This window comes from Alcaligenes sp. Me129 (assembly GCF_050487245.1).
GTDB classification, from domain to species: Bacteria; Pseudomonadota; Gammaproteobacteria; order Burkholderiales; family Burkholderiaceae_B; genus Alcaligenes; species Alcaligenes phenolicus.
In genome coordinates this window covers 1-23,273 of sequence record NZ_JBKQGX010000013.1, presented here as the reverse complement: position 1 = coordinate 23,273, position 23,273 = coordinate 1, and the positions used below count along the sequence as shown (strand labels likewise).

Here is a 23,273-nt window from a genome sequence, read left to right as displayed (position 1 = left end):
CGGCAGTCGTTCTCGTTAAGCTGTGCCCTCTTAGTTACAAACGGAGCATGACATGGGGCTGCCTTTTAAAAGCACGCTACATCCACGGGTGTTCTGGGGATCTACCTTTATCGTCCTGGTCTTTTTGCTGATCGGGATTATTTTCCCTAAAGACGCCGCACTTATTTTTGAGCAGTTACAAAACTGGGTCATCAAAAGTTTCGGCTGGTTCTATATCCTGGCTGTGGCCCTGTTTTTCTTTGCCGTCGTCTATCTGGCATTAAGCCGCTACGGCAATTTGAAATTAGGGCCAGACGACTCGGAGCCTGATTACCCCTATCTCACCTGGATGGCGATGCTATTTGCTGCCGGTATGGGGATTGGCCTGATGTTCTTTGCCGTGGCCGAGCCACTGCAACACTTCTCGGCCCCGCCCTCGGGCCTGGCCAGCACAGTGGAAGCCGCCCATCAGGCGCAGATCATCACCTTCTTTCACTGGGGCGTTCACGCCTGGGCCGTCTATGCGGTCGTTGGCTTGTCGCTGGCTTACTTTTGCTTTCGCTACAACCTGCCTTTGACCATTCGCTCGGGCCTGTATCCCTTATTTGGCAAGCGTATCGAAGGCTGGATTGGCGATAGCGTGGATATTTTCGCTGTTTGCGGCACGCTATTTGGTATTGCTACCTCCATGGGTTTGGGCGTACTTCAAATCAATGCTGGTCTGGAGCATTTATTTGGCTGGCCGCAGGAAACCTGGCTACAAATTATTTTGATTGTGGTGGTTACTTCGCTGGCTACCCTATCTGTTGTCAGCGGATTGGATGTTGGCATTCGTCGCCTGTCCGAACTGAATTTGCTGGTTGCCATTGCCTTGATGCTGTTTGTGCTCGCCGTCGGCCCTACAGCCTTTTTGATGAATGCTTTTGTACAGAATATCGGCGGTTATCTCGATAACTTCTTTGCACGCTCATTTAGTACACAAGCATTCCGCGGGCAAAGCTGGATGAAAGCCTGGACCCTGTTTTACTGGGCCTGGTGGATCGCGTGGTCGCCCTTTGTCGGCATGTTCATCGCCCGCATCTCGCGTGGCCGCACCGTACGTGAATTCGTACTGGGCGTCTTGCTGGTGCCCACCGTCTTCACCTTCTTCTGGATGACCGTTTTTGGCAACACCGCCATCTTCCTGGATATGGGTGTGGCGGCGGGCCAACTGGCCCAGGATGCTGCCGCGAATGCATCCGTGGCCCTGTTCGAGTTCCTGGAATACCTGCCTTGGTCCAATGTAACCTCGACCTTGGCAATTATTCTGGTAGCCATTTTCTTTGTGACCTCGGCCGACTCGGGCTCTTTGGTTATCGATACCCTGGCCGCCGGTGGGGTGGAAGACGCTCCAGTCTGGCAACGCATTTACTGGTGCGCGTTGGAAGGCACCGCTGCCTCCCTGCTCTTGCTGGCCGGTGGTCTGACAGCCTTGCAAACCGTCACGCTGGTCAGTGCCCTGCCCTTTGCCATCATCATGTTCTTGCTGATTCTGGGGCTGTTCAAAGGCATGAAGGCAGATATGTCACGATTGCGTCGTCAAGGTCCCATGTCCGGCCCGGCTCCCGGCTCGGAAGTGTCCTGGCGTCGACGCCTCTCGACGATCCTGCACACGCCCAACCAGCGGGACGCCCGTCGCTTCATGGGTGAAACCGTGGTTCCCGCCTTGCAGGCCGTGGCCGACGAGCTGGGCAAACGCAACCTGAATGTCAGCCTGGAGACCAGCGAGCAGGATACGGCCCAACTGACCATTCAGGCCGACAACCAGCGTAACTTTGTCTATGGCGTCGAGTTGCGCGCTCGTCGGGTTGCCAGCTTTACCGCGGCAGCAGCACGCAACGAACAGGCTCGCCCTCAAGAATGGCAAGTGCGTACTGTCTTTGCCGATGGCAGTCGGGGTTATGACTTGATGGGCCTGTCCTCCAGTCAGGTCATTAACGACATCCTGAACCACTTCGAGCGCTATCAGTCCCTGGTCACTTCCGAAGCCACCGCGCTGTACGCGCAGTCGCCCGACCCGAGCTAAGCCTCTGTTCCGGTCTCCAGTTTTCTTTCCAGAATCTGGGGACCGGGCCCTTGCTGGCCCAGAATATCGGCCGGATTACGCAAGGGACACTCACTCATGGACAAGCACCCACAGCCAATACAGTGGGTCAGCTCATCGCGCAGTCGCGTCAACTGCTCAATACGATCATTCAAACTGGCCTGCCAACGGCTGGACATGGCTCGCCATTGCTTGCTCGATGGCTTGCTGCCTGGTGGCAAACCACGCAAGGCCTCGTGGATTTCCTCCAGGGGAATCCCGGTACGCTGCGCCACTTTGATGATCGCAATATAGCGTAAAACCACCGAATCAAAACGACGCTGGTTCCCGCTATTCCGCGTACTGGCAATCAAGCCCTTGGCTTCATAAAAATGCACGGTCGAGACAGGGACACCACTGCGTTTGGCCACTTCCCCCACCGTCAAGGCACGACTGAAATCCACTGTTTTTGCCATCTTGACACCCCTTGACCTCAAGTTAACTTGAGGTTTTATAGTCCAGGTACCTAATTAAGGCAAGCCATGTTGGCTGCCTCTTTGTTGTCACAGGAACCTGCCATGCCTCCCCTCATTTGGATTCTGTTTGCCGGACCTCTGTCATGGTTACGGCAAGCCCAGCTTGTGTCAGCCACCTACTTCAAACCCGAAGACTGGTCGCAAAGTGATCAGCGATTCGGCTGGACTCTTCCCAACAAACAGCCTTTGTGGCCCTCTTCCCTGACAGGAGGGTCGGCAGCATGAGTTCGCGTCGTACTTGGATCATGATTCCCGTTCTGGCCGGCGTATTGGCCATAGGCTGGCGTTTGCTGCCAGCCTCGCAAGAAGCTCAAGCAGGGGGAGCCTATCCGCCTGCCGTCGTCGAACTATCCAGCGTCGAGTCCCAGACCGCTCCTCGTCTTTTGCATGCCGTCGGTGCACTGGAAGCCTGGCAGCAAGTGCTGCTCAGTGCAGAGACCAGCGGCCGTATTCGCAAGATTGATTTCACCTCCGGACAGCAAGTCAAGGCAGGCCAGCCACTGGTTTTGCTCAATGACGAACTGGAACAAGCCAGCGTGCGCCGCGAGCAGGCACAGGTCAAGCAGGCCGCCATTCAGCTCACCCGTGTACGCAAGCTGAAGGAACAGCAAGCCGCTACCCAGGAGCAGTTGGATCAAGCCCAGGCCGATCACGCTGTGGCCCAGGCCCAACTGCAATATCAACGCGCTGAACTGGCCTTGAAACAGATTGCCGCCCCCTTCTCGGGTCGCATCGGTATCACCAGCTTGCATCAGGGCCACTACTTGCAACCCGGCCAAGCCATCGCCAGCCTGGTCGATGACAGTCAACTGCGTGTGAATCTGACCGTGCCAGAGCAAAGCCTGCCGGACCTGAAGGTGGGCCAGACACTGCACGTACAGGTGGACGCCTGGCCAGGCGAGAACTTCCAGGCTGAAATCAGCGCCATCGATCCCTTGATTGGAGATTCGCGCACCGTGCGCCTGCAAGCGCTGCTGCCCAACCCGGACAATCGCCTGAAAGCGGGGATGTACGCCCGTGCTCAATTGAAGCGCCCCGCCGAAGCGCCCGTCCTGACCGTGCCCGAAACCGCATTGACCTACACCGCCTACGGCCAGACCGTGTTTGTGGCCTCCCCCACGGATCAGGGTCTGTGGCAGGTCAAGCGCGTGGCCGTACAAACTGGCGAGCAATGGGATGAGCGTGTCGAAATCATTGATGGCTTGAAAGAAGGCGACAAGGTTGTGAGCGCCGGCCAGATCAAGATTCAGGACGGCTCCACAGTACAAACCGCCAAGGACAAGGAGCCCGTATGAACACCACCTCCCGTCCCGGCTTTACCGACTTGTTCGTTCGTCGGCCGGTACTTGCCCTGGTGGTCAGCGCCTTGCTCCTGATGTTGGGGCTGTTCTCCTTGGACAAGCTGCCCATCCGGCAGTATCCCCTGCTGGAGAACTCCACCATCACGATTACCACCGAGTACCCCGGCGCCTCTGCACAACTGATGCAAGGCTTTGTCACCCAGCCCATCGCCCAGGCTCTGGCCTCGGTGGAAGGGGTGGATTACCTGTCCTCCAACTCCGTGCAAAGCCGCAGTGTCGTGACCCTGCGCATGGAGCTGAACCGCGACTCTACCCAGGCCCTGACCGAAGTCATGAGCAAGGTCAGCCAGGTGCGCTACCGCCTGCCTGAAGGCGCCTATGACCCGGTTGTGGAACGTTCCTCCGGGGACTCCACTGCGGTGGCCTATGTGGGCTTTTCCACGACGTCAATCTCCATCCCGGAACTGAATGACTATCTGTCCCGCGTGGTGGAGCCTATGTTCTCCACCATTGATGGCGTGGCAAAAATCCAGACCTTTGGTGGTCAAAAACTGGCCATGCGACTGTGGCTGGATTCGGATCGCATGGCGGGCTATGGACTGACGGCTGCCGATATTGCCCAGGCTGTGCGTGCCAACAACTATCAGGCCGCCCCCGGCATGGTCAAAGGCCAGCATGTCTTGAGCAATATTCAGCTCAATTCGGACCTGACCAGCGTGGCCGAATTTCAGGACCTGATCGTGCGCGAAGACGGCACCTCGCTGGTAAGACTGCGCGACGTAGGCAAGGTAGAGCTGGGAGCAGCAGCGACGGAAACCAGCGCCCTGATGGATGGCCTGCCCGCGATTCACCTGGGCTTGTTCCCCACTCCCGGCGGCAACCCCTTGCGGATTGTGGAAGGCATTCGTGATCGCCTCCCAGCCATTGAGGCCACCTTGCCTCCCGGCGTGGAAGTGGCCCTGGCTTTTGAAACCGCCCGCTTCATCCAGGCCTCGATTGATGAGGTGCTCAAGACCCTGACCGAAGCCATGATTATCGTGGTGCTGGTGATTTATCTGTGTCTGGGTTCTTTCCGCAGCGTGCTGATTCCGCTGGCTACCATTCCCTTGTCCATGTTGGGAGCAGCCGCCTTGATGCTGGCCTTTGGTTTCAGCATCAATTTGCTGACCTTGCTGGCCATGGTGCTGGCTATCGGACTGGTAGTGGACGATGCGATTGTGGTGGTTGAAAACGTACACCGTCACATTGCCGCCGGACGCTCACCCGTGGTGGCGGCTTTATTGGGCGCACGTGAAGTGGCCGGCCCAGTGATCGCCATGACCCTGACCCTGGCCGCCGTCTATGCCCCGATTGGGCTGATGGGTGGCCTGACTGGAGCACTGTTCAAAGAGTTTGCCCTGACGCTGGCCGGTGCCGTGCTGGTATCCGGGGTCGTGGCCTTGACCTTGTCCCCAGTGATGAGTTCCTTGCTACTGCCCTCACAGCAAGATGAAGGTCGCATGGCGCACCTGGCAGAGAGCTTCTTTGGTGGTCTGTCGGCCCGCTACGGTCGATTGCTGGCCCGCTCCTTGCGCCATCGCTGGATCACGGGCGCCATGGCCTTGCTGGTCTTTATCAGCCTGCCCGTGCTCTATCAAATGACGCACAGTGAGCTGGCTCCCATTGAAGATCAGGCCAGCGTGCTGACAGCCGTGAAAGCTCCGCAAAATGCCAACCTGGCCTATGCCGAGCGCGACGGCAAGCTGCTGGATGACACGTATCGTGAAGTGGCCGAAACCGAAAGCACCTGGTTGATTGTGGGGACAGACGGCCCGGCTGCCAGCTTTGGCGGGATCAACCTGAAGGACTGGAGCAAGCGCGAGCGCGATGCCAGCGCCGTACAGGGTGAGCTGCAAGGACGTGTCAGCGCGATTCCCGGCAGCAGTATCTTCGCCTTCCAGCTTGCCCCCTTGCCCGGTTCCAGCGGCGGTCTACCGGTTCAACTGGTACTGCGCAGCCCCGGCGACTACCGCACGGTGTACGACACGATGGAGTGGGTCAAACAGCAAGCCCGTGAAAGCGGATTGTTCGTCGTGGTAGACAGCGATCTGGACTACAACAAGCCCGTTTCCCGCGTGGAAATTGACCGCAGCAAAGCGGCCAGCATGGGGATCAGTCTGCGAGATATTGCTGATTCCCTGGCCGTACTGGTGGGCGAGAATTACCTGAACCGCTTTTCGCTGGATGGTCGCTCGTATGACGTGATTCCACAAAGCCAGCGTGAACTGCGCCTGACGGCTCAAGCACTGACACGTCAGTTTGTACGCAGCGCCAATGGCGAGCTGGTGCCCTTGTCGGCCATGGTTCAAATCCACAGCGAAGTGGAGCCCAACAGCCTGCGCCAATTCAACCAGCAAAACTCGGCCACGCTGCAAGCCATTCCAGCACCGGGTGTCACGCTGGGACAAGCGGTGGGCTATCTGGACGACATCGCCCGTCAATTGCCTGCAGGATTCACGCATGACTGGCAATCGGAGTCGCGCCAATTCACCCAGGAAAGTCAGTCTCTGGTGTGGGCCTTCCTGGCCGCACTGGTGGTGATTTACCTGGTACTGGCCGCGCAGTACGAAAGCCTGGTGGACCCCATCATCATTCTGGTGACGGTGCCCTTGTCCCTGTGCGGTGCCCTGCTGCCTTTGGCCCTGGGATTTGGCACGCTCAACATCTACACCCAGATAGGTCTGTTAACGCTGGTCGGCCTGATCAGCAAACACGGCATTCTGATGGTGGAGTTTGCCAATGAACTGCAATTCAAAGAGGGCCTGAAAAAGCCCGAAGCCATCTTGCAAGCCGCCCGCATTCGTTTGCGCCCTGTGCTGATGACAACCGGGGCCATGGTCTTTGGTCTGGTGCCTCTTCTATTTGCCTCCGGTGCGGGTGCTAACAGCCGCTTTGGCCTGGGCGTAGTGCTGGTCTCGGGCATGTTGATCGGCACAATATTCACCCTGTTTATCTTGCCGACTTTGTATACCTTGCTGGCGCGTGATCACGCCCATCAAGCAGACACCCCGCGGGCGCGCGATTTGGCGCAAGCCCTGCGCCCTTCGACTGGAGAACACTCATCATGACGCCACAACTATCAAACAGGCTAGCGCCTGTGGCGCGTGCTCTGCGACTGGTGATCCCCAGCCTGATCCTGAGCGGTTGCGCTGTGGGGCTGGACACCTCCATTCCCACCGCTCCAAGCTTGACCGACACCAACTGGAACAGCCAGTTCGCTCAAGCCACCGAGCAACGCGAAAACTGGTGGACCTTGCTGCAAGACCCGCAGCTGGACGCCTTGATTGCCAAGGCCCTGGATCACAACCTGGATATTGCCCAGGCACAGGCCCGCTGGCGGGCCTCCCGCGCCCTGATCGACGAGCGCCAACACGACCGTCTACCCGCCATCACGGCCCACGCCAGCTATAACCGTAGCGGCTCACAGTTTGCCGCGCCCGACGGCTCCATTGATCACGGTATTACCGAGAACTGGCGCCTGGGCATGCAGGCCACTTGGGAGATCGATCTGTTCGGTCGTCTGGAGCAACTGGCCCGTTCTGCACAGGCTCGCAGCGAGGCCAGTGCAGACCAACTGGATCTGACTCGCCAGGCTATCGCGGCTGAACTGGCACGCCAATACGTGCAAGCCCAAGGTTTGCAACGGCAACTGGCTCTGGCTGAGGATGACGTACGCAGCTGGGAGCATACGATCAGGCTGGTGCAGGCTGGCGTCTCGCTGGGTCGGGAATTGCCGGAGAATCTGGACAATGCCCAGGCTGGTCTGGAGCGTGCCAAAACCCTGGTGCCCCAACTGCGCAGCGACCTGGAACTGGCTCGTTTGCGCATCCAGGTGCTAAGCGGCGGGCAAGCCGGGAGCATTGATACGCCATTGCCCAGCGCCAAGGCACCCTTGGCCGCTTCCTTGCCCTTAGGCGATGTGAACGCCATGCTGTTCAACCGGCCTGACGTACGCGCCGCCCGGCAAGAAATCCTGGCCAGCTCGCACGAAGTGGCCGCCGCCACCGCCGAGCTGTACCCCCGCCTGGATCTGGCTGGCTTTATTGGCTTTTTTGCTTTGCGAGGTAGCGACCTGGGCCATGCTGCCCGTGCCTTTGATGTTTCACCTGCCATGCAATGGCCTGCCCTGCGCCTGGGCCATGCCAAAGCGCGCTTGCGTGGCATGGAGGCGGTGGCCGATGAATCACGCCTGCACTATCAACAAGTGCTGTTGCAAGCTCAGGAAGAAATTCAGGGCTCTTTGCAAAGGCTGACTCAACATCAGGAAAGCCTGCTTAGCCTGACGCGGGCAGCGTCACATCTGGAAAATGCCCATGAGCGTGCCTTGACGCGTTATGAAGTGGGAGCCGGTGCCTATCAGCAAGTGCTGGAAAATCAGCGCAGCCTGAACCAGACCCGGCAAGAGCTGGCAATAGCGGAAACCGGCTCGTACCTGAATGTAATTGCCTTGTATCAGGCCTTGGGTTGGGGAGTGGCGACACCAAGCTCCACTGAGTAACTTCAAGCTTGATCGGATTGGGGGTGGTCTGTCTCGAAGATAGGCCGCCCCTTTTCTATTTGTGCATCAGTCTGTTGCAAAAACTCGGATAGATTCGCAATCTTGCTCTGCATCAGCCGATCCAGCAGCTTTCCGCCAAACCACAACAAGGCGCAGCAGAAAAACGTAATCGGCAATACATACCAACGCAGCCAGACCGATGCATCCAGCAACCAGCCAAGCGCGGTAAAAATCACCACTAAAGTGCAGGCAATCCAATTATTGCGTTTGGCCTTGAGCAAGAATTTCCTTAAGTCCAGATGACCACGTTCCAGAGTCTCTAATTGTTCGTAAAGCTGATCGCGGTCTTTCTGCAGTTGCACCCAGGCAGCGCGCTGCTCTGATGTCACCGCAAGGTCAGACCGGGGCTGTTCATATTCCTGATGGCTCATTATCTCTACGCTTGGGCAGCGGCGTACTCTAGAAAAACGCTATTGTAGGAGGAATGAAAACGGGGAGTGTTTCTGCCTTTTTCTCTTTACCAAGCTAGCCTATGCCTATCGCTTCACTCACGCGCCTGCTCTAGCCAGCCACCGTACATCAGCATAGCCAAAACGCCTTGTTAGTTCCCCAGCAAGGACGAACCTTTCTGCCCCAGAGACAGCACTTCACTGGCATTCACAATGGCGATCGAAATATCCTCAATCGTGCTGCGTTTATTCATGGCCTGCTCACGAATCAAATCATAGGCCTGATCTTCGGACACCTGATGGGTACGCATCAAGATCGTCTTGGCTTGCGCCACATGCCGCTGCCCCATCAGTTTGGTTTGCAGCTTGCTAATCAGCCGACGTTGCTGGCGTAGCTCTTTATGGTATTTGCGCGCCAGCACTACCGTGGACAACAAGCCAAAAGAGCGAATGGGCGACGGCAGGATCGCCTGAATATTCAAATCCAGCACGGCCGACACGATCGTGGGGTTTTCATAATTGACCACGGCAATAATCGTGGGGGCTTCCTCCTCGCAGACCCAATCCAGGCGCAGGTGCAAAAGATCAGGCTGCACGGCCAGAAACACCAGATCCGTTCCTGAAGGCAGGTTTTGCGTGGGCGGCCAGATCGTCTGGACCGAACACCCGATACGCTGCAGTTGCTGGGTCAGCAAGCGGCCATCGCTATCGTCCGGATGCATGACCACCATCGTCAATTGCCGCAGTTCCTTGAGTTGCGGCGAGGTGGCATGCGGAAAACGATTCCGCACTCGCAAGGGCTTGTTTGCCGGCTCATCACCGTAGGAAGAGGAGTTGGCCACGCTTTATGTCTCCAAAGTATCCAGCTTGGCAGTCCAGTCGCCCAAGGAATGGGTAACCAGATACGGGTCGGGCGAGACCGGGCGCGTTGCCTGGCGCACAATCGCAAACTCGCCGTCGGCATTGATGCGGCCAATCCGTGGATAAAGCCAAGTATGGTGATTATTGGGATCGATCTTGATCCGCCCCTGAGGTGCATCCAGTTCACTGCCCAGCAGGTAGGGCAGCAGATCTCCGATCGCATCACTGGCGGATTGTCGATACGCATTGGCGAACAAATGCATCTGTGAATAGGCAGCTTCCCAGCACAGATTAGGGTGGCAGTCGGCCCCAAAGCGCTTGCGCAAACTGGCCAGACAACGCGCATTGACCTCCGACTCGATGGACTGAAAATACGGTGCGGCGGTGAAGTGTCCACAGGCAATTTCCGCGCCCATCTGGGCAATCTCGGCCTCGGAGGTCGTCAAACTGGCAATGGGCATGGTTTGCGGATTAAAGCCCGCATTGGCATAAGCGCGATACAGATTGGCAGTGGAGTCCCCCACCACGGTGGAGAAAATAAAGTCCGGCTGCTTCTGGCGTATGTCTTCCATGATCAGGCTGTAATCGCTCTCGCTGGCATCCAATGGCAGATAGTGTTCGCCCAGCACTTTGCTATCGGGATGCTGCATGACCAGCTCGCGCATGATGCGATTGGACTCATAGGGGTAGATATAGTCCGAGCCAATCATGTAGACCCGCGCGCCAAAATTGCTGGTCATGAAATGCGCCAGCTGCACACTGTTCTGATTGGGTGCGGCCCCGGTATAGATCACATTGCCCGAGAACTCGAACCCTTCGTACAGAGTGGGATAGAACAACAGCTTGTTCCACTTCTCCACAATCGGGATCACGGCCTTGCGGCTGCTGGACATATAACAGCCAAAGATCACATTGACGCGATCCTGCACAATCAGCCGCTCGGCCTGTTCAGCGTAGCAAGCGGGCTTGGACGCCGGGTCGTAGCACACCGCCACCAGTTCACGCCCCAGCAGGCCACCAGCCTCGTTGATTTCCTCAATCGCCAGTTTGGTGCCCTGCCATTGCGACTGACCAATGGTAGAGGTCATGCCGGTTGCGGAATAAAGAACGCCGACGCGTACGGGTTCGTTGTGAGCCAAAGTCCATCTCCTGTCTAGCATGGTAGGGGCGCAGGTCGACGGACCTGCCGGTAAACACTACGAGCGAGCATCAGGTTACTCCAAAAAACTGCATTACTCTGGCTCCCCACCACGCTTGCACTCCTATGAAAACTACCAGGCATCTATCATGATCAGGGTGCCGGGCAACCAGCAGGTCAAGGCCCCGATCAAGACGGTATACGCAGGCAAGATACGCAAGGACCGTCCCAGTCCCAAGGCCAGGAAAAACAGAAACCACAGGCTGGACCACAAAAGCCACATGGTGATCAAGCGCGGATCGCTGGCAGACCCGGCAAAGGCCAGTGCGCTGATGGCAACAAACAGGCAATACCAGCCAAAGCCCACTCCTTTCAGCCCATACCACTGCACCACAGCCAGATACAGATAGGTGAAGGCAAACAGCAGCCCGCCAGCAACGGCAAAGTAATCCGCCATTTGCTCGCCGCGCTGCAAGCCCAGCAAATTGATGAACAAGGCCAACAGCCCCACCAGCAAGTTAAAGGGGGCCAGGTCTCGACGTTCAATACGTCCAGTCAAACCCACGCCATTCACAATCAGCACAGCCCCAATAAAGAAAAGCGCAACACCCAACATGGCATAAGCCTCCAAAACAAGGTGACGATTCCGGCCTGGCTGGCGTCAGATCTTGCTGACGCTGCGTGAGCTCTGTGTATCGCGATGGCATCGTGCCGCGAAGCAGGGTTCCAGATAGTTCGCAACCTAACTACGAGGTCGGATTTATTTCAGGCAAACAAAAAGGCCCAGACCGGTTCAAGCATTGAACCGGTCTGGGCCTTTTTGCCCGGCATCGGCGCTGGCAGCATTGGCAGCGGATGTCGTATCTATTTGGAAATGTCGCAGCGATCTGAAATCGCGATCGGTGCAATTCTTACATAGCCCGGACTATCGCCTGTACTAGCGATTACCCTAGCGGCTGATGATTGGCGTGCTGAATATATTTTGTGCTACAGTACTTCATCGATTTAACGATCTGATTCTTATTTCATGAACCGCCCCGCATCCTCTTTGCCAAGCACTCTGCCCCTGTCGCGGGCCGCGTCGCTGCGGGCGGGCTCCCCTCCATCTGTCTTGCTGTTGACTGTCGTCGCCCCAGGCGTCGTCAATCAAGCCGCAGTCGTGTCCGACGTCGTCGTCGACACACGCGTCTACAGCGTCTGCTCCTAAGACCTCTTTTTCTTTTCCTGCGCCATTGATGCGCCTGGAATGTCTTTGCAGACAAACCTAATTTATTTAGACAGATAAAGAACATCATGATTTCTTCTTCTCGCGCCCAAGCGGGTGCTATTGCCTTGTTCGTGCTGCTTTGGGGCAGCGCGGGTATTTTCACGCGTATCGGTCTGGATCATGGCTCGGTTATGGCCATGCTGATCCTGCGTTTTGCCATTGCCCTGCCGATGGTGATCATGCTGGGGCACTTCAATGGCGGCTGGCTACCACCCAAAGGGCAACGTCTGCTGCCAGCTATCAGCGGTTTGCTGATGATCGGGCTGTATTCGTTTTTCTATTTTGAAACCCTGGCTCAAGGAATCACGCCGGGTCTGCTGGCGACGATCCTGGGTGTGCAGCCAATTCTGACCTTGGCTTTGACCGAGCGGCGTTTTTCCCTAACCCGTGTGGCCGGTTTGGCTCTGTCCCTGACCGGGCTGATTCTGGTGGTATATCAAAGTCTGATTGTCAGCCGCTTGTCCGTAATGGGTCTGGTGTTTGCGATTGCTGCTTTGTTAAGTATTACCGTCGGGACGATTGTTCAAAAGCGTCAGCCTGTGGGGGCGTTGCAGGGTATGCCCTTGCAATACTCCTTGTCTCTGGGCTTGTTTATTCTGGTGTCCCTGGGTTTAGGACAGGAAATCCGCTGGGAGAATACGTTGGGCTTTTGGGGGCCTGTTATTTGGCTTGGCCTGGTGATTTCTGTGCTGGCCCAGTTGCTGCTGTATCGCATGATTCGCAGCGGGAATCTGGTCAATGTCACTAGCCTGTTTTATCTGGTTCCTGTGGTGACGGCGGGATTGGATTTCCTGATTCTGGGGAATACCTTGGCAGCTCGCGCAGGGCTGGGACTGGTGGCTATCTTGGCGGGTCTGTGGCTGACATTACGGAAGAAGGCGGCGTAAGTCTGCTTTTTATAAGTGGGGTTTCACGGAGAGTTAAATCGGTCTTTGAATGATGAGATCGGTCTCCGTGAAGCCACCACTTGGGGCCCTCTGCAGGGATTGGGCTGAGCACTTGCCGGTGCTGCGCACCGGTACCCTTGTCAGGAGATAGCTACGGGCGCACCCTGAACTCCCGGGGTGGTTCGTCCCCCGGACGAACCACAAGCGCCCCGGTCAAACAACAGGGCGCTTGCATCCCTACGCTATCTCCTGACCGCGGCAAGTACTCTGATCCGCCCAATCCCTGCAGAGGGCCCCAAGTGGTTCACAGTGATGCAACTCCACGACTCAAGCCGGTTTGCTTCCAAGATCCAAGTGCTGCATACACAGATCCAATGCCTGGATCTCCATTTTTAAGCAGCAACCCTCAAAGCCCCCTCTAAAAGCCCCTGGTTTACAAGTTCTCGCTACAGATTGATGCCAATCATCAGTGTGTGAGTACTGCGAGCACGTTGATCATCAGTAATGTTTACTTTTGGGCTTTTTCAACTAGCCTCACTGCGCTCAACCGCAGTGCCTCTTCAATCCATCTCAACAACTTGGCCGACAACAGACCCAGCCTACCAAGCGCCAAGCCTAGAAACGGTACACAGCCCCCGTCCCCTCTACAACCAGCACTTTCTCCCGTCCAAAATCGGTTTTTCTATATTTCTCCGTTGTGAGCCGCTTGGGGGCCGGGCCCAGGGGGGTGGGCGATTCAGACTGCTTGCCGCAGGCGGTTCTGATATCCGGGATGCAAGCCCTGTGCTGTTTGAGCCCGACGCTTGTGATTGGTCCGGGGGACCAATCACCGGGCGAGTTCACAGGGCGCCCGGATATCAGAATCGACAAGGGTACCGATGCGCAGCATCGGCAAGTAGTCAAGCCCGCCCCCCTGGACCCGGCCCCCAAGCGGCGTCCCCACAGAGACACTAAACAAAAAAAACCGACATCTCCAACCCTGGGGTCGGGCGAGATATCGGTTCAAAAGCCGGGGGCCTGTTCCCGGCGTGCTACCGTTTCAAAACGTGCTTCTAATTATTAATTCCAGAAGAACTCATCGCAGCCACCTCAATGCGCCGCAATCCACTCCAACAGTTCCTTCTCCCCTTGCCAAGGCTGACTACGATCCCCACTGGCAGCCCGCTCCTCAGCAACAAACTCGGGGGTAATGGCATCCTCCTCATTCCCCCACTCATGGCGAATAAAGCTCAACACAGCCGCCAGCTCCGCATCACTAAACTGCTCTGCAAATGCAGGCATCGCCCCCTGATATTCCTGGCCTTTCACCGTGATAGCTCCCGTGACCCCGTGCAGCACCAGTTGCGCCAGTACCTTGGGGTCACCCTTCACCCACTCTGAATCCGCCAAAGGCGGGAACACCCCTGGCAAACCTTGCCCCGTCGCCTGATGACACGCCACACAGGCATTGGCATATAGCTGCTTGCCATCCGCAGATACACTGCCAGGCGCAGGAGCCAGAACCGCCAAAGGACGCTGATCCCCCAAACGCGGAGAGCTGTTGGGCTGAGCCGAGACGATGTAATACACAGCCCAGGCCAGCAAGGCCAAAATCACCAGAATCACTATGCGCGGAATCGGGTTGTACTGCTCGTGGGGATCAGCATTCTCGCTTTGACGACTTTGAACAGGCCGGTTCATTCCTCACTCCCCACCACATCAGCACTCAAGATCGGATACACATGCTTGAGTGACTGCAAATACACCACCAGATCCAAGGCCTCCGGACGGGCTACCACCACCTTGCCCTCCGGTGCCACACCCGGCGGCAGACTCACGACGCGCTCGTCAGGCTGCACCTGATCCGGGTTCTTGGCTTCAAACAAGAAACGATAGGGAGGCATATTGCTACCCGGCGAGTAAGCGCGCGGATCGTACAAGTGCCCCAAATGCCAATCCTGACTAGGCTGACGCACACCAATATTGAACAGATCCGGCCCGGTACGCATGGTGCCCAGCAAAGGTGGGTCGTCGTAGTGATAATCCCCGGCGACCGAAGCACGCCCCCAGCCACGGCTGGCATCCGCTACACCCGCGCCCGTTGTACTGGGCTGCTGCGTGTGACAAGTAATGCAGCCATTGCCCCGATACACCGCCCGACCCCGCACTTCCTGACTGGTATAAGGCGACAAACCTTCAGGAGCAGGCTCATCCTTCAACTGCAAAAAAGGCACCACAATCATGGCGGCCGTTGCCAAGGACAAGGTCACCATGGACCCGATGATCAACTTCAGTTCGTTTTCCATGACCTTAAACCTCCAGCTCAGCGGTACGGCCCACTGCAGCCGAGCGGGACTCGGTCAAGGCAAACGCACCCGACTTCACAATCATCAGCAATACGTGCAGGGCGAAGACCAGATGGCCCAGCGTCATCATGGCGCCGCCAATAGAACGGCCTTGCAACCAGGGCATGGTGACTGCCACCGACTCCATAAAACCACGGGCAGGATCCAGCAAGGCCAAACCTTGCAGCACGCCACCAATGCTGAGCGTGATCATGTACACAGCAAAGCCAGCCACCACCAGCCAGAAGTGCCAGGAGATCAAGGCAGGCCGGGGCCAGGCCGTGTTCAGAATGCGAGGCAAGGCAAAGTACACTCCGCCGAAAATCACCATGGTCACAAAGCCGTACATACCCAGATGAGCATGAGCCACCGTGAAGTGCGTGAAGTGTGTAATGGAATTCAGCGAACGCAAGGCTTCAGCAGAACCTTGCAGGGACGCGACGGTGTACATCATGGCGCCAAAGACAATAAAACGCAGAACGGGCGAGTGACGCAGCGCACTGAAATGCCCCTTCAGCGTCAAATGCTGGTTAGCCGAGAAGGCCAGCACCGGAATCACCATCATCACGCTTTGCACGATGGACAAGGTAATCAGCCATTCAGGGATAGGACCACCAATCAAATGGTGCGCACCGACCTGCCCGTAGAAAAAGGCCAGCGTCCAGAAACCCAGCAGCGACAAGTTGTAGGAGCGCACAGGGCGTCCAATGACTTTGGGCAGGAAGTAGTAAATAGCGGCAATCGACATGGGGGTATAGAACAAGCCCAGCACGTTATGCCCGAACCACCAATTCATGGTGGCTTGTTCCACCCCGAAGTGCACGCCAGGAACCTTGGCGACCAGATACAGAATGGGGAACCAGAACAGCGCCGCGCCGATGTACCACACCGACACGTACAAGTGCTTGACCTTGCGTTGCGAGAGCATCAAGGCCAGCGGCATACCGATCATCATGCCGCCAAAGGCGAACAGCACACCGATTTGCCAGGGGATTTCCAACCACTCCAAACCCGCATTCAAGCCAATGGCCAAAGCACCAATCCCCGCCACCAGCGCAGCATTCCAGACCAGACCGCCCACCATCACCAAACGGCCACCCAGCAAAGGGGTCTGCAGCAAGCGCGGCAACATCCAGATTGTTAGCCCCAACAAGCCCATGGGTGCCCAGCCATATGCCACGCCATTCAGGTGAATCGTGCGCAGACGGCCAAAGCTCAACCAGGAAACGTCACCCAGAAACTCGGGCCAGTGCAGTTTCAAGGAGCTGATCAAACCCGCAAACGAGGCCACCACCAGCCAGACCACCGCACAGACAATCAGTAAGAACGCAGGCATGGAACTGGAACGGTCGGCCTGTTCACGCGCCGCCATTTCAAGCGCGCTGGTTTGCTGACCATGGTTCTCTGCAATATGGTCAGCCGCCGCTAGGCTTAGCGCCTGCCGTTGGGCAGCATCGGCCGAGGGTTCTTCGGGCTGGCCGATTTCGCCCTTGTGAAAAATAGTGCGCGCACCACTGACGTCAGCATCGAACAGGCCCTTGCGCAAGGACCAGATAAAGGCAAAAAGCCCGGCAATCGACAGGATGAATGCGGCAAGCAAAAGCGCCGTCGGGTTCATGGTATTCCTCTGATTAGATAGGCCCGCAGCCCACACGGGCACGGACGAAAACACCCGGCAAGGCTACCTGTCGGCACAGAGCATTCCAAGAATCAGTTAAAGCTTAAAAAACCCTATCAGTTGTCCTGAAAGCCCCGCAAATTGCCGTTTGCTTGTGCTTGAAGACATACCCATCAGATAATAAAAAAACCACATTTATTGAAATTACCGTATCAGATGGAGCACAGAAGGACATGAAACTGTACGAGACGCTGGCCAAGGAACTGGCCCAGGCCATTCTTGACGGCACAGTTGCCGCAGGCGAGCGCATGCCCTCTGTGCGTCAATTGATGGATAAGCACAAGATCAGTGCCTCGACGATTTTCCAGGCGTATTACCGACTGGAAGCACAAGGCTTAATCAAGGCGCGTCCTCGTTCGGGCTACTACGTCTGCTCCAGCCTGGCGCCTCATACCTTGGAGGCGGACACGGCCTCCCAGCCACCGCTGCAAGCGACCAGCGTTAACAATAGCGACCTGATCATGGCGATCCTGCAATCCAGTTCAGAGCGCTCCGTAGCGCCTTTAGGCTCCGCTTTCCCCAGCCCTGTGCTCTTTCCTCTGGAACGCTTGGGCCGCTTCTTGTCTGCCAGTCTGAAACAGCAAGATCCCTGGGCCAGCGTGGACGATCTGACCCAAGGCCACGCTCCCCTGCGTCGCCAGATTGCCTTGCGCTATCTGGCTCAAGGCATGGCCATCAATGCCAACGATATTGTGATTACCAACGGAGCTCTGGAAGCGCTGAACCTATGTCTTGCAGCGGTAACTCAACCGGGTGACATTGTGCTCGTGGAATCGCCCACCTTTTATGCCGCGCTGCAATCGCTGGAACGCATGAAGCTGCAAGCACTGGAAGTGCCCACCCACCCGCGTGAAGGCATTGATCTGGAAGCGCTGGAACACGCGATCAAACATCACGCCCCCAAAGCCTGCTGGCTGATGACCAACTTCCAGAACCCGCTGGGCAGCCTGATGCCCGATGCGAAAAAAGCCCAATTGGTCGAGCTGCTGGCCCGCTATGAAATCCCCTTGATCGAGGACGATGTTTACGGCGAACTGTACTTCGACACGGAGCGCCCCCGCCCCGCCAAAGCCTTTGACCGTCAGGGACTGGTGATGCACTGCTCCTCTTTTTCCAAAACCCTGGCACCCGGCTATCGCATCGGCTGGGCTGTGCCGGGACGCTATATACGTGAAGTCGCCCAGGCCAAGTTGACTACTACCCTGACGTCTCCCGTGCCCACCCAATTGGCCCTGGCCAGCTACCTGGAAAAAGGTGCGTACGAGCAACACCTGCGCCGTTTACGCACTCAACTAAAAAACCAGTATGCGCAGTTCTCCAAAGCCTTGGGACGCTACTTCCCCGCAGGAACTCGGGCCACCCGCCCCGAGGGCGGCTACTTCCTGTGGGTAGAGCTGGAAAAAAGTGTGCAGACCTTGGAACTGCATCGCCTGGCCCTGTCACAAGGCATCAGTCTGGCACCAGGCTCCATCTTTTCAACTACCCAGAATTACAGCCATTGCCTGCGTCTTAACTTTGGCCATCCGTGGACAGAACACAGCGATCACGCGCTGGAAATACTGGGTAATTTATGCCGACCATTGCCACTTAAAAAGTCATGAAGCGTAGTGCCTGACGATAGAAAATAAGAATAGGCAAGTCATTGAATAACAAACGAAAAGACAGCACGATGACTCAGTTACATAACGCAACAACACTGTCTATTCAGGAGTTTTTGATGGCCCATACCTTACGTAGCAAGCTGATCGGTGTCTGGCAATTGGTGTCCTTTGATTTTGTCCCGGAAGATGGCTCGCCCAGCTATCCCGGACTGGGGCCTAATCCTATCGGTCAGCTGATCTATACAGAAACAGGTTATGTAGGGGCACAACTGGGCAGCAGCACCCGAACGGTACAAGACAGCTGCCAATCGCTACTGGATACGTATCTGGCCTACGCTGGGACGTTTGAAGTAGATGAGGCCACCCAGTGCGTTACCCACTTTGTTGATATGTCCCTGTACCCCGATTGGGTAGGGGTTCCCCAGCCACGACTGGCGCGCTTTACGCAAGGCGCTCTGGAACTGATCACCCGTGACCCCGTGGTAGTCGCCGGCAAATTGGGAGTGGGCACCTTGTTGTGGCACCGAGCCTGACCAGGCTAAGCAGACTCTCCCTCACTAGCGGCCAGCCCTTGCTGGCCACCTCAGTTTTGAGCCTCGTTATCGAGCAGGCCCAGAAAATAATCCACAATCGCGTGTGCACGCCTGTCCTTACGCATGGCCAAGGACAAGGGAATCGTGAACTGACGCTGCTGCGGGTCCACCGCAATCATCTGGCCCTTCTCTACCCAGCGAGCCGCCACGTGCTCGGGCAAGAAACCGATGTACTCCCCCGTCAAAATCAAAAAGGCGATTCCTTCCCGGTCACTGGCTGTGGCAACACAATTCAGATCCTGGTGTTGTCCGATCGCCTCCGGGCTCATGCGATAAGCAGGCGCAATGGCCGCAGCCCGGCGCAAGGCTTCCTGAGACACTGTCCCTTTTTGCACCGCGGCAAACAAAGGATGCTCCCAGGAGCAATACAGAAAATAAGGTTCGGCATAAAGCGTGCGATATTCCAGCCCGCTCAAGGCATTAGTTTCAGGCAGCACGCCCATATGCAAGCGGCCATCCAGTAAACCACGCTCAATCTCACCCGGCGTACTCATGCTGATATGGACGCGCACCGCCTCACTGCTTTGCCGCAAGGCACGCAAGGCCGAGGTGATGTGCATATGAGGCTGCGAGATCAGGCTATTCATCAAGCCTATATTCAAGTCCCCCCGCAAACTGGAATGCAGCTGGTTCACCTCACTGCGGAAATTCTCCACCGCCGCCATCAAGGTTTCACTGGCCCGCAATACCTGTCGCCCTTCTTCCGTCAAGGCAAAACCCGCCCGGCCACGCTGACACAGCCGGATTCCACCCAAACGTTTTTCCAGATCGCTCATATGCAAGCTAATGGCCGAACGTGTAATGCCCAGCACGCCTTCCGCGGCTGAAAAGCTGCCCACTTGCGCTACTGTTCTGAACACACGCAGTAGACGCAAATCAAAATCGGAAACCTGCAAGAGTCCTTTGAGTTGCATATAGGTGAGTAAAACAATAAGTGAAGTTAAATAAAAACGTATTTTACTCAACAACTTAGCTGCCTACACTGGGGGTATTCACCGCCTTGAGGAGGCCACCATGAACTCACCCTACTTTGCGCCACAGCAGATTGCCAGTGAACTCAATCTCCAGTCCCACTGGATGCCCTTTACCGCGAACCGACACTTCCAGCAGGACCCGCGCCTGGTGGTCAAAGCCGAAGGCAACTGGCTGTACGATCAGGATGGCCGCCAGATTTTTGACAGCCTGTCCGGGCTTTGGACTTGTGGTGCCGGACATGCTCGCCATGAAATCCAGGCAGCCGTGCATCGTCAACTTGGTCAACTGGACTACTCCCCTGCCTTTCAGTTTGGACATCCCGCCGCTTTTCAACTGGCCGACAAGCTGACCCAGCACACCCCTGACGGTCTGGATCATGTTTTCTTCACGAACTCCGGTTCTGAATGTACCGACACCGTCGTGAAGATGGTGCGGGCGTACTGGCGTATTAAAGGCCAGGCGACCAAAACCCGTCTGATTGGCCGTGCTCGTGGCTACCACGGCGTGAACGTGGCCGGCACCAGCCTGGGGGGCATAGGCGGTAATCGCAAGATGTTCGGGCAACTGATGGATGCCGACCACCTGCCCCACGTACTGCAAGCAGACTGCGCCTTCACGCGCGGCCAGCCCGAAACAGGAGGCCTTACCCTGGCCGACGAACTGCTGAAACTGATCGAATTGCACGACGCCAGCACCATCGCCGCCGTGTTTGTCGAACCCGTCTCCGGATCGGCAGGCGTACTGGTGCCACCTACCGGCTACCTGCAACGCCTGCGCCAGATTTGCGACCAGCACAACATTCTGCTGGTCTTTGATGAAGTCATCACCGGCCTGGGCCGCCTGGGAACCTATACCGGGGCCGAATACTTTGGCGTCACCCCCGACATCATGACCATGGCGAAGCAATTGACTAACGGTGCCATCCCCATGGGCGCGGTCGTTGCCAGCAAGGAAATCTACCAAACCTTCATGGGCCAGGACTTGCCACTGCACGCCGTGGAATTCAGCCACGGGCACACCTACTCTGCCCACCCCGTCGCCTGCGCCGCCGGACTGGCTGCCCTGGAGTTGCTGGAACAGGACAATCTGCTGCAACGCTCCGCTGAACTGGCTCCGCATTTTGAACAAGCCCTGCACCAGCTGCGCGACAGCCCGAATGTCATCGACATCCGCAACTGCGGCCTGGCAGGTGCCATCCAGCTCGCCCCACGGAATGGCGACCCCGCCATCCGCCCCTTTGAAGCGGGACTACAACTGTGGAAACAGGGCTTTTACGTACGCTTTGGTGGCGACACTCTGCAATTTGGCCCCACCTTTACCTCTACCCCCGAGCAACTCAACTCACTCTTCGATGCAGTGGGAGGCGTCCTGAAGAACCTGGCTTGAACGCAGCAACAGGGCGGTCATGGAAAGACCGCCCCACACACCAACCAAGACCTGGAACAGGGCCTAAAGGAGACAGCCGCTGTAAACCAGGCTGTAGCCTCTGCTCCAAACACGACAAAAGCGCCATAATAGAATTTTTGCCCCACAAGCATCGTTCAGCGCCATGAGTCCATCCCGCCCCACCGTTTTTGCACAAGCCCCTATTGGCGTGTTTGATTCGGGCGTGGGTGGATTGTCCATCTGGCGTGCCCTGCGCCAATCCCTGCCCAACGAGCATCTGCTCTACCTGGCCGATTCCCAATACGCTCCCTACGGAGACCGATCCCCCGAATGGATTGTGGAGCGTACCCTGCAAATGACTCAATTGCTGGTAGACCAGGGCTGCAAGGCGCTGGTCATCGCCTGCAACACCGCCACACTGGTAGCCGCCCCCGCCCTGCGCTCCAGGCTCTCCATCCCCATCATCGCCATCGAACCCGCCATCAAACCCGCTGCCACCTTGAGCCGTAGCCGTAGCGTCGCCCTGATGGCCACCAGCCGCACCCTGGACAGCAGCGGCCTGCAAAGCCTGATTGACCGCTATGCCAGCGACGTGGAAGTCATACGCATTCCCTGTCCAGGGCTGGCCGACCGGGTCGAGGCCCTGCAACTGTCAGGCCCGGAAATCGAAGCAGAACTCAAAGAACGATTGGCCCCCGCCCTGCAAAGCCAGGCCGATACCCTGGTCCTGGGCTGCACACACTACCCCTTTCTGCGTCCCACAATCGAAGCCATCAGCGGCTCGCGCTTCCATATCCTGGAACCCTCCTTTGCCGTCGCCGCCCAAGTGCACCGTCGCCTGGAGCAGGCCAACTGCCTGAACACACAAGCCCAGGCAGGCAACAGCGCCTTCATCAGCAGCGCCCCCGTGGACCAAGCCCAAAAAGTCATCCAAGCCCTGACAGGACTGAGCGAACCCACCATGCTGGCATTCCCCATACATTCGCTAAACGTGCTGTAAAAACGGCCTCTACTCAATCTCTCACCATGTTCAATAAGAGCAGCTTGAATTGGCTGCTCCAGCTAATTGACCACTAGCTTTAGCGGTCCACCGCCCCCCATTCACCCTCTCCACTCGACTCGACTCAGCGTTCGAACTGACGTGATGACATGACGCCCCTCCCCCCGGACGGTTTTAAAGTCAGCCCGAACAACAAGCCTGCCCCATCGCAACTCAAACCAGCAACCCACCCAAACAAAGACTCCAGGCCTCACTCTTGAAGCCTATGAAAGCTGCTCGGGGTGCTGGCACAGGGGCGCGGGGCGAGTCAGACCACTTGCCGCAGGCGGAGTGACGATCGGGGATGCAAGCAGCCTGCTGCTTGAGCCCGACGCTTGTGGATTGTCCGGGGGACAAACCACCGGGCGAGTTCAGGCTGCGCCCCGATTGTCACTCTGCCAAGGGGACCGACGCGCAGCGTCGGCAAGTGGTCCGCCCCGCGCCCCTGTGCCAGCACCCCGAGTAGCGGCCTACGAAGAGTGCTCTGCCCCCCACTCTGCAGCAACCAACGCCCCCAAGCCTGCTCCACCTTCAAGCTCAGCAAACAACAACAACAACAACAACAACTTTGAGCCTAAAGCATAAAAAAACGCCTAAAACCCCGCCAAACCACGCCACCGTAACAAACCATCTATCAAGCCGCCATATGCCTGCCAAGCC

At 57.2% G+C, this 23,273-nt stretch carries 19 protein-coding genes; 10 read left to right on the top strand and 9 right to left on the bottom strand.

What is annotated here, in order from left to right:
• Positions 1–52: 52 nt before the first annotated feature.
• On the top strand, positions 53–2,044 hold the full coding sequence (locus ACLPGZ_RS13715; protein ID WP_035271998.1) for a BCCT family transporter: 1,992 nt from the start codon (positions 53–55) through the stop codon (positions 2,042–2,044).
• On the opposite strand, the gene soxR is transcribed toward ACLPGZ_RS13715, so the two are convergent.
• Positions 2,041–2,517 carry a redox-sensitive transcriptional activator SoxR gene (soxR, locus tag ACLPGZ_RS13710; protein ID WP_009459330.1) on the bottom strand — a complete coding sequence of 159 codons (477 nt, stop codon included), beginning with the start codon at positions 2,515–2,517 and terminating at the stop codon, positions 2,041–2,043. The two genes, ACLPGZ_RS13715 and soxR, sit on opposite strands and share 4 nt — an antisense overlap.
• A 102-nt stretch (positions 2,518–2,619) precedes the next feature.
• Between soxR and ACLPGZ_RS13705 the strand changes: the two genes are divergently transcribed.
• The 4 genes from ACLPGZ_RS13705 to ACLPGZ_RS13690 are packed head-to-tail and all read left to right on the top strand — an operon-like array spanning position 2,620 to position 8,415.
• On the top strand, positions 2,620–2,802 hold the full coding sequence (locus tag ACLPGZ_RS13705) for a hypothetical protein (protein ID WP_143241159.1): 183 nt from the start codon (positions 2,620–2,622) through the stop codon (positions 2,800–2,802).
• Complete coding sequence (locus tag ACLPGZ_RS13700; RefSeq protein ID WP_009459332.1) at positions 2,799–3,872, top strand: efflux RND transporter periplasmic adaptor subunit; 1,074 nt, start codon at positions 2,799–2,801, stop codon at positions 3,870–3,872. Before ACLPGZ_RS13705 ends, ACLPGZ_RS13700 begins: the two co-directional genes overlap by 4 nt.
• Positions 3,869–6,985, top strand: a complete 3,117-nt coding sequence (locus tag ACLPGZ_RS13695; RefSeq protein ID WP_035271993.1) for a MexW/MexI family multidrug efflux RND transporter permease subunit — start codon at positions 3,869–3,871, stop codon at positions 6,983–6,985. The genes ACLPGZ_RS13700 and ACLPGZ_RS13695 overlap by 4 nt, the downstream gene beginning before the upstream one ends.
• On the top strand, positions 6,982–8,415 hold the full coding sequence (locus ACLPGZ_RS13690) for an efflux transporter outer membrane subunit (RefSeq protein WP_060186341.1): 1,434 nt from the start codon (positions 6,982–6,984) through the stop codon (positions 8,413–8,415). Before ACLPGZ_RS13695 ends, ACLPGZ_RS13690 begins: the two co-directional genes overlap by 4 nt.
• A gap of 2 nt (positions 8,416–8,417) precedes the next feature.
• Here the strand turns inward: ACLPGZ_RS13690 and ACLPGZ_RS13685 are convergent, their stop codons facing one another.
• From ACLPGZ_RS13685 to ACLPGZ_RS13670, 4 genes are all read right to left on the bottom strand, one after another.
• A complete protein-coding gene (locus tag ACLPGZ_RS13685; RefSeq protein WP_429641534.1) occupies positions 8,418–8,846 on the bottom strand; it encodes a hypothetical protein in 429 nt (142 codons plus the stop codon).
• A 170-nt stretch (positions 8,847–9,016) separates the two neighbouring features.
• Positions 9,017–9,706 carry an ANTAR domain-containing response regulator gene (locus ACLPGZ_RS13680; protein WP_026484656.1) on the bottom strand — a complete coding sequence of 230 codons (690 nt, stop codon included), beginning with the start codon at positions 9,704–9,706 and terminating at the stop codon, positions 9,017–9,019.
• 3 nt (positions 9,707–9,709) lie between these two features.
• Entirely contained in the window at positions 9,710–10,885 is a 1,176-nt protein-coding gene (locus ACLPGZ_RS13675) for a transporter substrate-binding domain-containing protein (RefSeq protein WP_429641532.1), read from the bottom strand.
• Positions 10,886–10,996: 111 nt separating this feature from the next.
• On the bottom strand, positions 10,997–11,479 hold the full coding sequence (locus ACLPGZ_RS13670) for an AmiS/UreI family transporter (protein WP_429641530.1): 483 nt from the start codon (positions 11,477–11,479) through the stop codon (positions 10,997–10,999).
• 677 nt (positions 11,480–12,156) lie between these two features.
• Here ACLPGZ_RS13670 and ACLPGZ_RS13665 point away from each other — a divergent pair.
• The gene (locus ACLPGZ_RS13665) at positions 12,157–13,017 is read left to right on the top strand and encodes a DMT family transporter (protein WP_429641528.1); all 861 of its coding nucleotides are present in this window, start codon (positions 12,157–12,159) and stop codon (positions 13,015–13,017) included.
• A 1,089-nt stretch (positions 13,018–14,106) separates the two neighbouring features.
• Here ACLPGZ_RS13665 and ACLPGZ_RS13660 read toward each other — a convergent pair.
• The 3 genes from ACLPGZ_RS13660 to ACLPGZ_RS13650 are packed head-to-tail and all read right to left on the bottom strand — an operon-like array spanning position 14,107 to position 16,959.
• Positions 14,107–14,697 carry a c-type cytochrome gene (locus ACLPGZ_RS13660; RefSeq protein ID WP_137431200.1) on the bottom strand — a complete coding sequence of 197 codons (591 nt, stop codon included), beginning with the start codon at positions 14,695–14,697 and terminating at the stop codon, positions 14,107–14,109.
• Positions 14,694–15,302, bottom strand: coding sequence for a cbb3-type cytochrome c oxidase subunit II (locus ACLPGZ_RS13655; RefSeq protein ID WP_035271983.1), 609 nt, complete (start codon positions 15,300–15,302; stop codon positions 14,694–14,696). Before ACLPGZ_RS13655 ends, ACLPGZ_RS13660 begins: the two co-directional genes overlap by 4 nt.
• Before the next feature lie 4 nt (positions 15,303–15,306).
• Positions 15,307–16,959 (bottom strand): cbb3-type cytochrome c oxidase subunit I, encoded by a 1,653-nt coding sequence (locus ACLPGZ_RS13650; protein WP_376910620.1) that lies wholly within the window; start codon positions 16,957–16,959, stop codon positions 15,307–15,309.
• 233 nt (positions 16,960–17,192) lie between these two features.
• Between ACLPGZ_RS13650 and ACLPGZ_RS13645 the strand changes: the two genes are divergently transcribed.
• Both ACLPGZ_RS13645 and ACLPGZ_RS13640 read left to right on the top strand, forming a co-directional pair.
• A complete protein-coding gene (locus tag ACLPGZ_RS13645) occupies positions 17,193–18,620 on the top strand; it encodes an aminotransferase-like domain-containing protein (RefSeq protein ID WP_226349819.1) in 1,428 nt (475 codons plus the stop codon).
• Between the two features lie 116 nt (positions 18,621–18,736).
• On the top strand, positions 18,737–19,153 hold the full coding sequence (locus tag ACLPGZ_RS13640) for a lipocalin-like domain-containing protein (protein WP_035271977.1): 417 nt from the start codon (positions 18,737–18,739) through the stop codon (positions 19,151–19,153).
• A 50-nt stretch (positions 19,154–19,203) separates the two neighbouring features.
• Here ACLPGZ_RS13640 and ACLPGZ_RS13635 read toward each other — a convergent pair whose 3' ends face one another.
• On the bottom strand, positions 19,204–20,127 hold the full coding sequence (locus tag ACLPGZ_RS13635) for a LysR family transcriptional regulator (RefSeq protein WP_088450695.1): 924 nt from the start codon (positions 20,125–20,127) through the stop codon (positions 19,204–19,206).
• Between the two features lie 100 nt (positions 20,128–20,227).
• Between ACLPGZ_RS13635 and aptA the strand changes: the two genes are divergently transcribed.
• Positions 20,228–21,574: an omega-aminotransferase AptA gene (gene aptA, locus ACLPGZ_RS13630; RefSeq protein ID WP_257112249.1), complete on the top strand. Its 1,347-nt coding sequence runs from the start codon at positions 20,228–20,230 to the stop codon at positions 21,572–21,574.
• Positions 21,575–21,737: 163 nt separating this feature from the next.
• Complete coding sequence (murI, locus tag ACLPGZ_RS13625; RefSeq protein WP_429641524.1) at positions 21,738–22,574, top strand: glutamate racemase; 837 nt, start codon at positions 21,738–21,740, stop codon at positions 22,572–22,574.
• The last annotated feature ends 699 nt before the right edge of the window (positions 22,575–23,273 follow it).